At 71.3% G+C, this 12,872-nt stretch carries 11 protein-coding genes; 9 read left to right on the top strand and 2 right to left on the bottom strand.

Annotation, left to right across the window (positions count from 1 at the left end):
• The first annotated feature begins 239 nt into the window (after positions 1-239).
• Together AB0L33_RS22650 and AB0L33_RS22645 are read left to right on the top strand one after the other, a co-directional pair.
• Positions 240-875, top strand: a complete 636-nt coding sequence (locus AB0L33_RS22650; RefSeq protein ID WP_365684138.1) for a vitamin K epoxide reductase family protein — start codon at positions 240-242, stop codon at positions 873-875.
• 71 nt (positions 876-946) lie between these two features.
• On the top strand, positions 947-2,326 hold the full coding sequence (locus tag AB0L33_RS22645; protein WP_365684136.1) for a replication-associated recombination protein A: 1,380 nt from the start codon (positions 947-949) through the stop codon (positions 2,324-2,326).
• 18 nt (positions 2,327-2,344) lie between these two features.
• Here AB0L33_RS22645 and AB0L33_RS22640 read toward each other — a convergent pair whose 3' ends face one another.
• A complete protein-coding gene (locus AB0L33_RS22640; RefSeq protein ID WP_365684134.1) occupies positions 2,345-3,046 on the bottom strand; it encodes a DUF2470 domain-containing protein in 702 nt (233 codons plus the stop codon).
• Between the two features lie 188 nt (positions 3,047-3,234).
• On the opposite strand from AB0L33_RS22640, the gene rpsD reads away from it, so the two are divergent.
• Positions 3,235-3,849, top strand: coding sequence for a 30S ribosomal protein S4 (gene rpsD / locus AB0L33_RS22635; RefSeq protein WP_018524225.1), 615 nt, complete (start codon positions 3,235-3,237; stop codon positions 3,847-3,849).
• Here the strand turns inward: rpsD and AB0L33_RS22630 are convergent.
• Positions 3,837-5,981 carry an AAA family ATPase gene (locus AB0L33_RS22630; RefSeq protein WP_365684132.1) on the bottom strand — a complete coding sequence of 715 codons (2,145 nt, stop codon included), beginning with the start codon at positions 5,979-5,981 and terminating at the stop codon, positions 3,837-3,839. The two genes, rpsD and AB0L33_RS22630, sit on opposite strands and share 13 nt — an antisense overlap.
• A gap of 215 nt (positions 5,982-6,196) precedes the next feature.
• On the opposite strand from AB0L33_RS22630, the gene AB0L33_RS22625 reads away from it, so the two are divergent.
• The 6 genes from AB0L33_RS22625 to AB0L33_RS22600 all read left to right on the top strand — a co-directional run bounded on the left by AB0L33_RS22625 (position 6,197) and on the right by AB0L33_RS22600 (position 12,790).
• Positions 6,197-6,637: a DUF948 domain-containing protein gene (locus tag AB0L33_RS22625; RefSeq protein ID WP_365684130.1), complete on the top strand. Its 441-nt coding sequence runs from the start codon at positions 6,197-6,199 to the stop codon at positions 6,635-6,637.
• A 7-nt stretch (positions 6,638-6,644) separates the two neighbouring features.
• Positions 6,645-6,992, top strand: a complete 348-nt coding sequence (locus AB0L33_RS22620) for a DUF6167 family protein (RefSeq protein ID WP_365684128.1) — start codon at positions 6,645-6,647, stop codon at positions 6,990-6,992.
• A complete protein-coding gene (gene alaS / locus AB0L33_RS22615; protein WP_365684126.1) occupies positions 6,992-9,661 on the top strand; it encodes an alanine--tRNA ligase in 2,670 nt (889 codons plus the stop codon). The genes AB0L33_RS22620 and alaS overlap by 1 nt, the downstream gene beginning before the upstream one ends.
• An 8-nt stretch (positions 9,662-9,669) precedes the next feature.
• Positions 9,670-10,143: a Holliday junction resolvase RuvX gene (ruvX, locus tag AB0L33_RS22610; RefSeq protein ID WP_365684324.1), complete on the top strand. Its 474-nt coding sequence runs from the start codon at positions 9,670-9,672 to the stop codon at positions 10,141-10,143.
• Between the two features lie 95 nt (positions 10,144-10,238).
• The gene (gene mltG, locus AB0L33_RS22605) at positions 10,239-11,966 is read left to right on the top strand and encodes an endolytic transglycosylase MltG (protein ID WP_365684124.1); all 1,728 of its coding nucleotides are present in this window, start codon (positions 10,239-10,241) and stop codon (positions 11,964-11,966) included.
• Positions 11,963-12,790: a shikimate dehydrogenase gene (locus AB0L33_RS22600; RefSeq protein ID WP_365684122.1), complete on the top strand. Its 828-nt coding sequence runs from the start codon at positions 11,963-11,965 to the stop codon at positions 12,788-12,790. The genes mltG and AB0L33_RS22600 overlap by 4 nt, the downstream gene beginning before the upstream one ends.
• The last annotated feature ends 82 nt before the right edge of the window (positions 12,791-12,872 follow it).

The following is a 12,872-nucleotide window of genomic DNA, read 5'->3' as shown; positions in this document are numbered from 1 at the left end:
GTCAACGGAGCGGGCGCGGATTCATCCCGCACGGTGATTCCGTCCGTGCGGGATGTGACGCCCGAGGGAAGGGCGTGCGGGGCTGGACGGCCCTCGTCGCGGCTGCGGGGCCCGGGATCCGCTTCCGGACGGGCCCACCGGGCCGGGTGCGTCTTTATGTGCATCGAACGGAAGAGCGGCCGCGCCGTGCGGCACAATGACCCTGCCCCAGCAGGCTACTCAGTGACGGAAACGGCGATATGACGACTGCAGCGGTTGACCATCCCTCCTCCGACCAGGACGAGAGGGGCGGGAAGCGGACCATCGGCGGCAGCCGCGCACTGGCCATCCTGCTCATGATCACGGGTGCCGCCGGAACGCTCGCCGCATGGGTCATCACGCTCGACAAGCTCAAGATGATGGAGGACCCCTCCTTCGTCCCCGGGTGCAGCCTCAATCCCGTGGTCGCCTGCGGCAACATCATGAAGAGCGAACAGGCGTCCGCCTTCGGCTTCCCCAACCCCTGGCTCGGCATGGTCACCTACCCGGTGATCATCGCCATCGGCCTGGCCCTGCTCGCCGGAGCCCGCTTCCGCCCCTGGTACTGGCTCGGCATGAACGCGGGCACGCTGTTCGGCGTCGGCTTCTGCACCTGGCTCCAGTACCAGTCGCTGTACAACATCAACTCGCTGTGCCTGTGGTGCTGCCTGGCCTGGGTCGCCACCATCTTCATGTTCTGCTACGTCACCACGCACAACATCCGGCACGGGATCATCCCCGCGCCCTCCTGGCTGCGCAACGGCCTCACCGAGTTCCACTGGGTGCCCCCGGTGCTGTGGATCGGCATCATCGGCATGCTGATCCTGACCCGCTGGTGGGACTTCTGGACCAGCTGACCACCGCCGTACCGCCGGGCCGGAGCACCGGCCCGGCGGCGTTGTCAGTGCGGTGGCATAGGCTTCAGGACGTGGAGCCCGACCTCTTTACCGCCGCTGCCGAAGACCGCCAGGAGAAGGATCCGTCCAGCAGCCCGCTGGCCGTCCGGATGCGTCCCCGTACGCTGGACGAGGTCGTCGGCCAGCAGCATCTGCTCAAGCCGGGCTCGCCCCTGCGCCGGCTGGTCGGGGAGAGCGGCGGCGGACCGGCCGGCCCCTCGTCGGTCATCCTCTGGGGCCCGCCCGGGATCGGCAAGACCACCCTCGCGTACGTGGTGAGCAAGGCGACGAACAAGCGATTCGTGGAGCTCTCCGCGATCACCGCGGGTGTCAAGGAAGTCCGCTCCGTGATCGAGGGCGCCCGCCGCGCCACCGGGGGCTACGGCAAGGAGACCGTCCTCTTCCTGGACGAGATCCACCGCTTCTCCAAGGCCCAGCAGGACTCCCTGCTCCCCGCCGTGGAGAACCGCTGGGTCACCCTGATCGCCGCGACCACGGAGAACCCGTACTTCTCCGTCATCTCGCCGCTCCTCTCGCGCTCGCTGCTGCTGACACTGGAGCCCCTGACCGACGACGACCTGCGCGGCCTGCTGCGCCGCGCCCTCGGCGACGAACGCGGTCTCGGCGGCGCGGTGCGTCTCCCGGAGGACGCCGAGGAGCACCTGCTGCGCATCGCCGGGGGCGACGCCCGCCGCGCGCTGACCGCCCTGGAGGCCGCCGCCGGGGCGGCCCTGTCCAAGCAGGAGGAGGAGATCACGCTCCTCACCCTGGAGGAGACCGTCGACCGGGCGGCCGTGAAGTACGACCGGGACGGCGACCAGCACTACGACGTGGCCAGCGCCCTGATCAAGTCGATCCGGGGCTCCGACGTCGACGCCGCCCTGCACTACCTGGCCCGCATGATCGAGGCGGGGGAGGACCCGAGGTTCATCGCCCGGCGCCTGATGATCTCGGCCAGCGAGGACATCGGCCTCGCCGATCCCACGGCGCTGCCCACCGCCGTCGCGGCCGCCCAGGCGGTGGCCCTGATCGGCTTCCCCGAGGCGGCGCTCACCCTCAGCCACGCCACCATCGCCCTGGCCCTCGCCCCCAAGTCCAACGCGGCGACGCTGGCCATCTCCGCCGCCCGCGAGGACATCCGCAAGGGGCTGGCCGGCCCGGTCCCGGCCCATCTGCGCGACGGCCACTACAAGGGCGCGGCCAAGCTGGGCCACGCCCAGGGCTACGTCTACCCGCACGACGTCCCCGGCGGCATCGCCGCCCAGCAGTACGCGCCGGACGCGGTGAGCGACAAGCAGTACTACCGCCCCACCCGCTATGGCGCCGAGGCGCGGTACGCGGACGTGGTGGACCGGGTCAGGGAGCGGCTGGGCCGGACGGACGGCGAGGACGGGGCGGGCGCCACGGCCTGAGTCCCCGGCGCGGGCTCCTCAGCGCGCGGCGGCCGCGAAGAGCGTGTGCATGGCGTGGCTGAGCTCCTCCACGTCCCGTACCGGCCGGGGGAAATCGAAGCGCGCGTCGAAGCAGCTGCCGCCCCGCTCGCGGAAGCGCACCCGCAGTCCGAGCCGGTCCAGCGCCAGGGGCACCACGTCCGGCCGGTGCCGGGCGCAGGTGCACACCGCCCGCTCGCCGAGCAGTCCGCACAGCGTCGCCAGCTCCTCGCGGTGTGCCGCGTACAGATGCTGGAGCAGCTCCGTCTCGTGCGTGGCGAGGGGGTCGGGGGCGGCGTCGCGGAAGCTCTCGGCCTCGACGTCCGTCACACCCCACAGGTCGTCGATGTGCGCCTCGTGCGTCTCCAGGCGGAGCATCGCCCGGCCGGGGCCCGCCATCCCGGGGACGGCGGTCAGCCGGCCGCTGACCCGGGCCCGGCCCCGGATGCGGTGGGGTACGGAGACCGGAGCGACGTCCGTGATCTCCAGCACGGCGGGCAGCTCGTCGTCCTGGGCGCGCGTCGCGGCCCGTACGGCCGGGGAGTCCGCGGGGAATTCCAGGAACAGGTCGCCGTCCGGGCCCACGCCCCTGGACAGCGGCATGAGCTGGTCCGAGCCCGCGGATTCGAGCCCGGGAACGAGCAGTACCGCGGAGCAGGTACTCTGTACGAGAGTTCGTGTGCGCTCGGCTGCTGACGGCATCCGTGTGATTTCAAGCCCGCTGGGACGCGGCTGACCACGATCTGATCGGTCCTCCGTCATCTCGACGCCTTCAGTCGCGTCGATGCTGTCTGTGCTGTCCGTGACGTGTGTGGTGTTCCCAGGGCGAGACATGCGATCTCCTTGAGTAAGGTGAGCCTAACCTAACCTACAACGGAGGTCTGGAGAACGTGCCTAATCAGTCGCGTCCCAAGGTCAAGAAGAGCCGTGCGCTCGGCATCGCGCTGACGCCGAAGGCGGTCAAGTACTTCGAGGCCCGCCCCTACCCGCCGGGCGAGCACGGCCGCGGCCGCAAGCAGAACTCGGACTACAAGGTCCGTCTGCTCGAGAAGCAGCGTCTGCGCGCGCAGTACGACATCAGCGAGCGCCAGATGGCGCGTGCCTACGACCGCGCCAAGAAGGCCGAGGGCAAGACGGGCGAGGCGCTGGTCGTCGAGCTCGAGCGCCGTCTCGACGCGCTGGTCCTGCGTTCGGGCATCGCCCGGACCATCTACCAGGCCCGCCAGATGGTCGTCCACGGCCACATCGAGGTCAACGGTGGCAAGGTCGACAAGCCGTCGTTCCGCGTCCGCCCGGACGACGTCGTCCAGGTCCGCGAGCGCAGCCGTTCCAAGGTGCCCTTCCAGGTGGCCCGCGAGGGTGGCTACGACACCGACGGCGAGACCCCGCGCTACCTGCAGGTGAACCTGAAGGCCCTGGCCTTCCGCCTTGACCGGGACCCGAACCGCAAGGAAATTCCCGTGATCTGCGACGAGCAGCTCGTCGTCGAGTACTACGCCCGCTGATCCAGGCGTAGCCGCTCTTCACCGGCGCTCCGGCCCGCCCCTCCCCGGTCCTCGGGGAGGTGGCGGGCTTTCGCGTTCTCCCTCGTCCGCAGCGCCCGGGCGACCGCCGCCTCCGGCGCCAGCTCACCGCCCGCGCCGAGCGCCGCCGCGTACCGCGCGCCGCCCAGCTCCCGCAGCGCCAGCTCCTCGCAGCGGGCCCGCGGCGCCCCGTAGTACGCCGAGCCGAACAGCGGCAGTCCCACCGAGGGCCAGATCCGGTCGGCGGCGCCCTGGAGCAGCGCCGCCTCGGCCGCGTCCCCCTCGGTGACCGTGACCAGGGCCAGCAGTTCGAGGACCAGGACCGTGCCGAGCAGGTCATGGAAGCCGTGGCTGATCGCCAGCGATTCGAGGAGCAGCCCCCGGGCCCGCTCCGGCTCGGCCCGCTCCAGGGCGGCGTAGGCCAGCACGTACAGCGCGTAGCTCAGGGCCCACCGCTCGCCGTGGTCCTCGCAGATGTCCCGGACCTCCTCGCAGATCGCGACGGCCCGCTCCGCGTCCCCCAGGAAGCCGGTGGCCATGGCCAGTTCGACCTGGGCCATCAGGACGTTGCTGTTCAGCTCGCCCAGCTCCCGGTAGCGGGCGAGCGCGTCGTCCAGAAGACCCCGGGCGCGCTCCATGTCGTCGGTGACCAGGGCCAGACATCCGGTGCGGTGCACGGCGTACGCGGCGGCGGTGGGGTCACCCGCCGCCTCGGCCTCCTCCCGGCACTCCGTCAGCGCGGAGATCGCCCCCACCGGGTCCCCCTGGAGGACGGCCACGTACCCCAGCACCCACAGGGCCTTCAGCCGGGAGGAGTCGTACGGAGTGTCCTCCTCCAGTACGTGCTCCAGCCAGTGCCGGCCCTCCGAGAGGCGTCCGCAGCCGACCCACAGAAACCACAGCGTGCCCGCCAGGTACTGCGCCAGATGCGCCTCCTGCGGGCTCTCCAGCGAGCACTCCATGGCCCGCCGCAGGTTCGGCAGCTCGCTCTCGGCCCGGGCCGCCACCTCCGCCTGCCGGGGGCTGAACCAGTCCAGCTCGCACCAGGTCGCGAGCCCCAGGAACCAGTCGCGGTGCCGCCGCCGCAGCCGGTCGGTGTCCCCGGTGGCGGCCAGCCACTCGGCGCCGTACTCGCGCACGGTGTCCAGCATCCGGTAGCGGGTCCCGGCGGGGGAGTCCTCACGCAGCACCACGGACTGGGCCAGCAGCCCGGACAGCACGTCGAGCACCGAGTCGGCGGGGAGGTCGGGCCCGCTGCAGATGTACTCGACGGCCTCCAGGTCGAACTGCCCGGCGAAGACCGAGAGCCGGGCCCACAGCAGCCGCTGCGGCGGCGCGCACAGCTCATGGCTCCAGCCGATGGCCGTCCGCAGGGTCTGGTGCCGCTCCAGCGCGCCCCGGCCGCCCCCGGTCAGCAGCCGGAAGCGGTCGTCCAGCCGTTGCAGCACCTGCTCGGTCGACAGGGCCCGCAGCCGGCCCGCCGCAAGCTCCAGGGCCAGCGGGATGCCGTCGAGCCGACGGCACAGCTCCCGGGCGTGGTCGCGGTCGTGGTCGGCCAGCCGGAAGTCCGGGCGGACCCCGGCGGCCCGCTCGGTGAACAGCCGGAGCGCGTCCTCGTCGGTCATGGTCGCGAGCGGGTGGACGGCCTCGCCCGCCAGCTCCAGCGGCAGCCGGCCCGCCGCGAGGACCCGCAGCCGCGGGGCGCGGCGCAGCAGCTCCCGTACCAGCGCGGCGCAGTCGTCCACCAGGTGCTCGAAGCCGTCGATCACCAGGAGCAGGGCGCGGTCGGCGCAGTGCTCCACGATCGCGGCGCGGGGCGGCCGGGCGGTGTGGTCGGTGAGGCCCAGCGCCTCGGCCACGGCGTGTTCCAGCAGTCCGGCGTCGTGGACGGCCGACAGCTCCACCAGCCACACCCCGTCGCAGTACCGTTTCTCCAACAGGGTCGCGGCTCTGGTGACCAGGCGGGTCTTGCCGACCCCGCCCACCCCGGTCACGGTGACGAGCCGGGACTCCGCCAGTGATCGGGCGAGCGCGTCCAGCTCGCTCTCCCGGCCCACGAAGTCGTTCAGCTCGGCGGGCAGATTGCCCGGGTGCGGATTCTGAGGGCGTCGCATGAGACACGCAGAGTACTGGCTTGAAAGCGCTCCGTACAATCTCGTCCCGCTCGTCCACGCCGCACGCCCGGTTCACGCGGTGCGGGGCGTGAGCCCCGGCGCGATAGGCTCGGGGGAAGGTGACGGGCCACCACGAAGGCCCTCACCGGAGCAAGAGAACAAGACAGAGACAGACGACAAGCCAGAGAGCGCGGTGCACTGTGTCCGGTGGTGAGGTGGCCGGGATCCTGGTGGCCGTCTTCTGGGCGATCCTGGTTTCGTTCCTCGCCGTCGTGCTGGTGAGGCTCGCCCAGACGCTCAGGGCGACCACCAAACTCGTGGCGGACGTGACCGAGCAGGCCGTCCCGCTGCTCGCGGACGCCTCCGCGACCGTGCGCTCCGCGCAGACCCAGCTCGACAAGGTCGACGCCATCGCGACGGACGTGCAGGAAGTCACCTCCAACGCCTCCGCGCTCTCCACCACGGTCGCCTCCACCTTCGGCGGCCCGCTGGTCAAGGTCGCCGCGTTCGGTTACGGGGTCCGGCAGGCCATCGGCCGCCGGTCCGGCCCCGAACCGGAGGCGCGCTCCCGGCGCTCGGTGATCGTCGGCCGGACCGTCCCGTCCGCGCGCGGCAGGAAGCGCGGCGGCCGAAACTCCCGCGGATCGAAGGACTGACGCAGCGATGTTCCGCCGTACGTTCTGGTTCACCGCCGGCGCAGCCGCCGGGGTGTGGGCCACCACCAAGGTCAACCGCAAGATCAAGCAGCTGACCCCCGAAAGCCTCGCGGCGCAGGCCGCCGACAAGGCGATCGTGGCCGGTCACAAGCTCAGGGACTTCGCGCTGGACGTCCGCGAGGGCATGGTCAGGCGCGAGGCCGAACTCGGCGAGGCGCTGGGCCTCGAAGCGGCGGACCCCCGCGAACTGCCGCCGGCCCGCCGCCCGGCCGTCGAGGCGGCCGACGCGGACCCGGCCCCCGCCACCTACCGCAAGCTCCCCTACCACTCGTACAACCGGAATGAGGACCACTGATGGAGTCGGCAGAAATTCGTCGCCGCTGGCTGAGCTTCTACGAGGAGCGCGGTCACACCGTTGTCCCTTCGGCGTCGCTCATCGCGGACGACCCGACTCTGCTGCTGGTCCCCGCCGGCATGGTGCCGTTCAAGCCCTACTTCCTCGGTGAGGTCAAGCCGCCCGCCCCGCGCGTCACCAGCGTGCAGAAGTGCGTGCGCACGCCGGACATCGAGGAGGTCGGCAAGACCACCCGGCACGGCACCTTCTTCCAGATGTGCGGCAACTTCTCCTTCGGCGACTACTTCAAGGAAGGCGCCATCGAGTACGCCTGGGAGCTGCTGACCAGCTCCGTGGCGGACGGCGGCTTCGGGCTCGACCCCGAGCGCCTGTGGATCACCGTCTACCTGGACGACGACGAGGCCGAGGCCATCTGGCGCGACAAGATCGGCGTCCCGGCCGAGCGCATCCAGCGCCTGGGCAAGAAGGACAACTTCTGGTCCATGGGCGTCCCCGGCCCCTGCGGCCCGTGCTCCGAGATCAACTACGACCGCGGCCCCGAGTTCGGCGTCGAGGGCGGCCCGGCCGTCAACGACGAGCGGTATGTGGAGATCTGGAACCTGGTCTTCATGCAGTACGAGCGCGGCGCCGGCGAGGGCAAGGACGACTTCCCGATCCTCGGCGACCTGCCCTCCAAGAACATCGACACCGGTCTCGGCCTCGAACGCCTCGCGATGATCCTGCAGGGCGTGCAGAACATGTACGAGACCGACACCCTGCGCGTCGTCATGGACCGCGCCACCGAGCTGACCGGGGTGCGTTACGGGGCCGCCGAGGGCACCGACGTCTCGCTGCGCGTGGTCGCCGACCACATCCGCACCTCCGTCATGCTCATCGGCGACGGCGTCACCCCCGGCAACGAGGGCCGCGGCTATGTGCTGCGCCGCATCATGCGCCGTGCCATCCGCAACATGCGCCTGATGGGTGCCACCGGCTCCGTCGTCCGCGAGCTGGTCGACGTGGTGGTCAACACGATGGGGCAGCAGTACCCGGAGCTGATCACCGACCGCAAGCGCATCGAGACCGTCGCGCTCGCGGAGGAGGCCGCCTTCCTCAAGGCCCTCAAGGGCGGCACCAACATCCTGGAGACCGCCGTCACCGAGACCAAGGCCGCCGGCGGCACGGTCCTCGCCGGCGACAAGGCGTTCCTGCTCCACGACACCTGGGGCTTCCCGATCGACCTGACCCTGGAGATGGCCGCCGAGCAGGGGCTCTCCGTGGACGAGGACGGTTTCCGCCGCCTCATGCAGGAGCAGCGGGCCAAGGCCAAGGCGGACGCCAAGGCCAAGAAGACCGGCCACGCCGACCTCTCCGCCTACCGCGAGGTCGCCGACAACTCCGGCGTCACCGAGTTCACCGGCTACACCATGACCGAGGGCGAGTCGACCATCGTCGGCCTCCTCGTGGACGGTGTCCCCTCGCCCGCCGCCACCGAGGGCGACGAGGTCGAGGTCGTCCTCGACCGCACCCCGTTCTACGCCGAGGGCGGCGGCCAGCTCGCCGACCAGGGCCGCATCCGGCTCGACAGCGGCGCGGTCATCGTCGTCCGCGACGTCCAGCAGCCGGTCCCGGGCGTCTCCGTGCACAAGGGTTCGGTCCAGGTCGGTGAGGTCACGGTCGGCGCGTCCGCGTACGCGGCCATCGACTCCACCCGCCGCCGCGCCATCGCGCGTGCCCACAGCGCCACGCACCTCACGCACCAGGCGCTGCGCGACGCGCTCGGCCCCACGGCCGCCCAGGCCGGTTCGGAGAACTCCCCGGGCCGCTTCCGCTTCGACTTCGGCTCGCCCGCCGCCGTTCCCGGCACGGTCCTCACCGACGTCGAGCAGAAGATCAACGAGGTCCTGGCCCGCGAGCTCGACGTGCAGGCCGAGGTCATGTCGCTGGCCGAGGCGAAGAAGCAGGGCGCCATCGCGGAGTTCGGCGAGAAGTACGGCGAGCGGGTCCGGGTCGTCACCATCGGGGACTTCTCCAAGGAGCTCTGCGGCGGTACGCACGTGCACAACACCGCCCAGCTCGGCCTGGTCAAGCTGCTCGGCGAGTCGTCCATCGGGTCCGGCGTGCGCCGTATCGAAGCCCTGGTGGGCGTCGACGCGTACAACTTCCTGGCCCGGGAGCACACGGTCGTCGCCCAGCTCCAGGAGCTGGTCAAGGGCCGCCCCGAGGAGCTGCCGGAGAAGATCGCCGGCATGCTCGGCAAGCTGAAGGACGCCGAGAAGGAGATCGAGAAGTTCCGCGCGGAGAAGGTCCTCGCGGCCGCCGCCGGTCTCGTGGACTCCGCGATCGACGTCCGGGGCGTCGCCCTGGTCACCGGTCAGGTCCCGGACGGCACCTCCGCCGACGACCTGCGCAAGCTCGTCCTCGACGTGCGTGGCCGCATCCAGGGCGGCCGTCCGGCCGTCGTCGCGCTGTTCACGACGGCCAACGGCCGCCCGCTGACCGTCATCGCGACCAACGAGGCGGCCCGCGAGCGCGGCCTCAAGGCCGGCGACCTCGTCCGTACCGCCGCCAAGACCCTCGGCGGCGGGGGCGGCGGCAAGCCGGACGTCGCGCAGGGCGGCGGCCAGAACCCGGAGGCGATCGGCGACGCCGTCGCCGCCGTCGAACGCCTCGTCACCGAGACGGCGTGACGCCGGACATGACGCAGATGCGCCGCGGTCGCCGACTGGCGATCGACGTCGGGGACGCCCGGATCGGGGTCGCTTCGTGCGACCCCGACGGGATCCTCGCGACGCCGGTGGAGACCGTGCCGGGACGCGATGTCCCGGCCGCCCACCGGCGGCTGGGACAGATCGTCGCGGAGTACGAACCGATCGAGGTCGTCGTCGGGCTGCCGCGCTCCCTGGGCGGCGGCGAGGGCCCGGCCGCCGCCAAGGTCCGCGCCTTCGCCGACGTGCTCGCCCGAGCGGTCGCACCCATTCCGGTGCGGTTGATCGACGAGAGGATGACCACAGTAACGGCGAGTCAGGGGCTCCGTGCCTCGGGCGTGAAGTCCAAAAAGGGCCGTTCCGTCATCGACCAGGCTGCCGCTGTGGTGATCCTGCAGAACGCTCTGGAGTCGGAGCGCGCTTCGGGCAATCCGCCGGGCGAGGCCGTCGAAGTAGTGGTCTGATCGCAATACGGTAACGTTCCGCGCGATGCGGCGGTGTTCGAACATGCACCGCACAGCAAAGAGACGGAACATCGTCTCGCGGCTCAAGGGGATCGATGACTGAGTATGGCCGGGGCCCCGGCTCCGAACCGTGGCATCCCGAGGACCCCTTGTACGGGGACCAGGGGTGGGGCGGCCAGCAGCCTGCCCACGGCCAGGCCCAGTACGACGGCCAGAGCCAGTACGGCACCCAGCAGCAGTACCCGCAGGGCCAGGGGCACTACGACCCGTACCAGCAGCAGTACCAGCAGGACCCGTACGCGCAGCAGCACCAGCAGCAGGACCCGTACGCCCAGCAGCAGTACCAGCAGCAGGCGTACGGGAACCAGCACCCGCAGGACCCGTACGGTCAACAGCCCCAGCAGCCGCAGCCCGGCTGGGACACGGGCCAGCACGCGGTGCCTCCGTACGACGGGCAGCCCGTCGCCACCTACGGCTACGGCGAGACGAACGACTACTACGGCACCCCTGAGGCGTACCCGCCCCCGCAGCCCCCGGGCCGCCGCGAGGCCGCACCGGCCCCGGCCCCGGAGCCCGCTCCGGACTGGGACCCTCAGGAGCCGCCGGAGGAGACCCACCCCTTCTTCACGGGCGTGGACGAGAAGGACGACCGCAAGGCGCCCCGGGACGACGACTACGACTACGACGGCGATGACGACGACCGCGACGGGGGCGGCGAGCGCCGGGGCAAGGGCAAGAAGAAGAAGGGCCGCGGCGGCTGCGCGTGTCTGGTCGTCTCCCTCGTCCTGGTCGCCGGCGTCGGCGGCGCGGGCTACTACGGCTACTCCTTCTACCAGGACCGCTTCGGCCCCGCCCCGGACTACTCGGGCAGCGGCACGGGCTCGGTCGAGGTCGAGATCCCGAAGGGCGCGTTCGGGTACGACATCGGCAACATCCTGAAGAAGGCGGGCGTCGTGAAGAGCGTCGACGCCTTCGTCTCGGCGCAGAACGAGAACCCGAAGGGCAAGGGAATCCAGGCCGGGGTCTATCTTCTCCACTCGCAGATGTCGGCGGCCGAGGCCGTAAAGATGATGGTCGACCCGAAGAGCCAGAATCTTCTGGTGATTCCGGAGGGCACCCCGAACCGGCTGGTCTACGCCTCCATCGACACCAAGCTGGGCGTCGCCAAGGGAACGACCGCGAAGGTGGCGGAGAAGGAGTCCGGCAGCCTCGGCCTCCCGGGCTGGGCGAAGGATCACGAGGGCGTCCTCGACCCTCTGGAAGGCTTCCTCTATCCAGCCGCCTACCCGGTCACCAAGGGCATGAAGCCGGAGACCGTCCTCAAGTCGATGGTCTCCCGCGCCAACGAGGAATACGAGAAGGCGGACCTGGCGGAGAACGCCAAGAAGCTGAAGCTCAAGAGCCCCTGGCAGCTGATCACCGTGGCCAGCCTCGTCCAGGCCGAGGGCAAGTACAAGCACGACTTCGACAAGGTCGCGCGGGTCGTCTACAACCGGCTCAAGCCCAACAACGTCGAGACCAACGGGCTGCTGGACTTCGACTCCACGGTGAACTACGCCAAGAAGCAGAGCACGCTGGACACCGGTGCCGTCTCGGACCTCCGGAACTTCAAGCACCCGTACAACACGTACTACATCCACGGCCTGCCGCCGGGCCCCATCAACAACCCCGGCGACGCGGCCCTGCAGTCCGCCATAAAGCCCACCCCCGGCCCCTGGTACTACTTCGTCTCGGTGACCGAGGACAAGACGGTCTTCGCCGTGACCAACGAGGAGCACGAGCGGAACCGCGAGAAGTACAAGAAGGAGCAGTCGGGGCAGTGAGCACCCACCACCGCGCCGCCGTCCTCGGCTCGCCCATCGCCCACTCGCTCTCCCCGGTCCTGCACCGGGCCGCGTACGCGGAACTCGGGCTCGACACCTGGTCGTACGACCGGTTCGAGGTCGACGAGCAGGCGCTGCCCGGGTTCATCGAGGGGCTGGACGAGAGCTGGGCCGGGCTCTCGCTCACCATGCCGTTGAAGCGGGCGGTCATCCCGCTGCTCGACGGGATCACTGACACCGCCGCCTCCGTGGAGGCCGTGAACACCGTGGTCTTCGGCGAGGACGGCCGCCGCACCGGCGACAACACCGACATCCCGGGCATGGTCGCCGCCCTGCGTGAACGCGGCGTCGAGAAGGTCGAGTCAGCCGCGATCCTCGGCGCCGGCGCCACCGCGTCCTCCGCGCTGGCGGCCCTGTCCGGCATCTGCGCCGGACCCGTCACCGCGTACGTCCGCAGCGCGGCCCGCGCCGACGAGATGCGCGGCTGGGGCGAACGGCTCGGCGTCGACGTCCGCATCGCCGACTGGTCCGAGGCCGACCGGGCGCTGACCGCGCCCCTCGTCATCGCCACCACCCCCGCCGGCACGGCCGACGCGCTGGCCGGGGCCGTACCGGACCGGGCAGGCACGCTCTTCGACGTGCTGTACGAGCCGTGGCCGACCCGGCTCGCGTCCGCCTGGGCGGACCACGGCGGCGCAGTCGTCGGAGGTCTCGACCTCCTCGTGCACCAGGCGGTCCTCCAGGTCGAGCAGATGACGGGCCGCTCGCCCGCCCCGCTCGCCGCCATGCGCAGGGCCGGGGAAGAGGCGCTGGCCGCCCGCTGAGGCCCGGCCGGGCCCGCCCGTGCCGTCCGTCTGCTGGACCGGCGGCCGTCCGGGGGCCCCGGTCGTGGGAGGATCGGGGGCG

It is taken from the genome of Streptomyces sp. NPDC052299, from assembly GCF_040679335.1.
In the GTDB taxonomy this organism is placed as follows: Bacteria; Actinomycetota; Actinomycetes; order Streptomycetales; family Streptomycetaceae; genus Streptomyces.
Note: the sequence above shows the minus strand (reverse complement) of the source record. Positions and strands in the feature narration are given on the sequence as shown.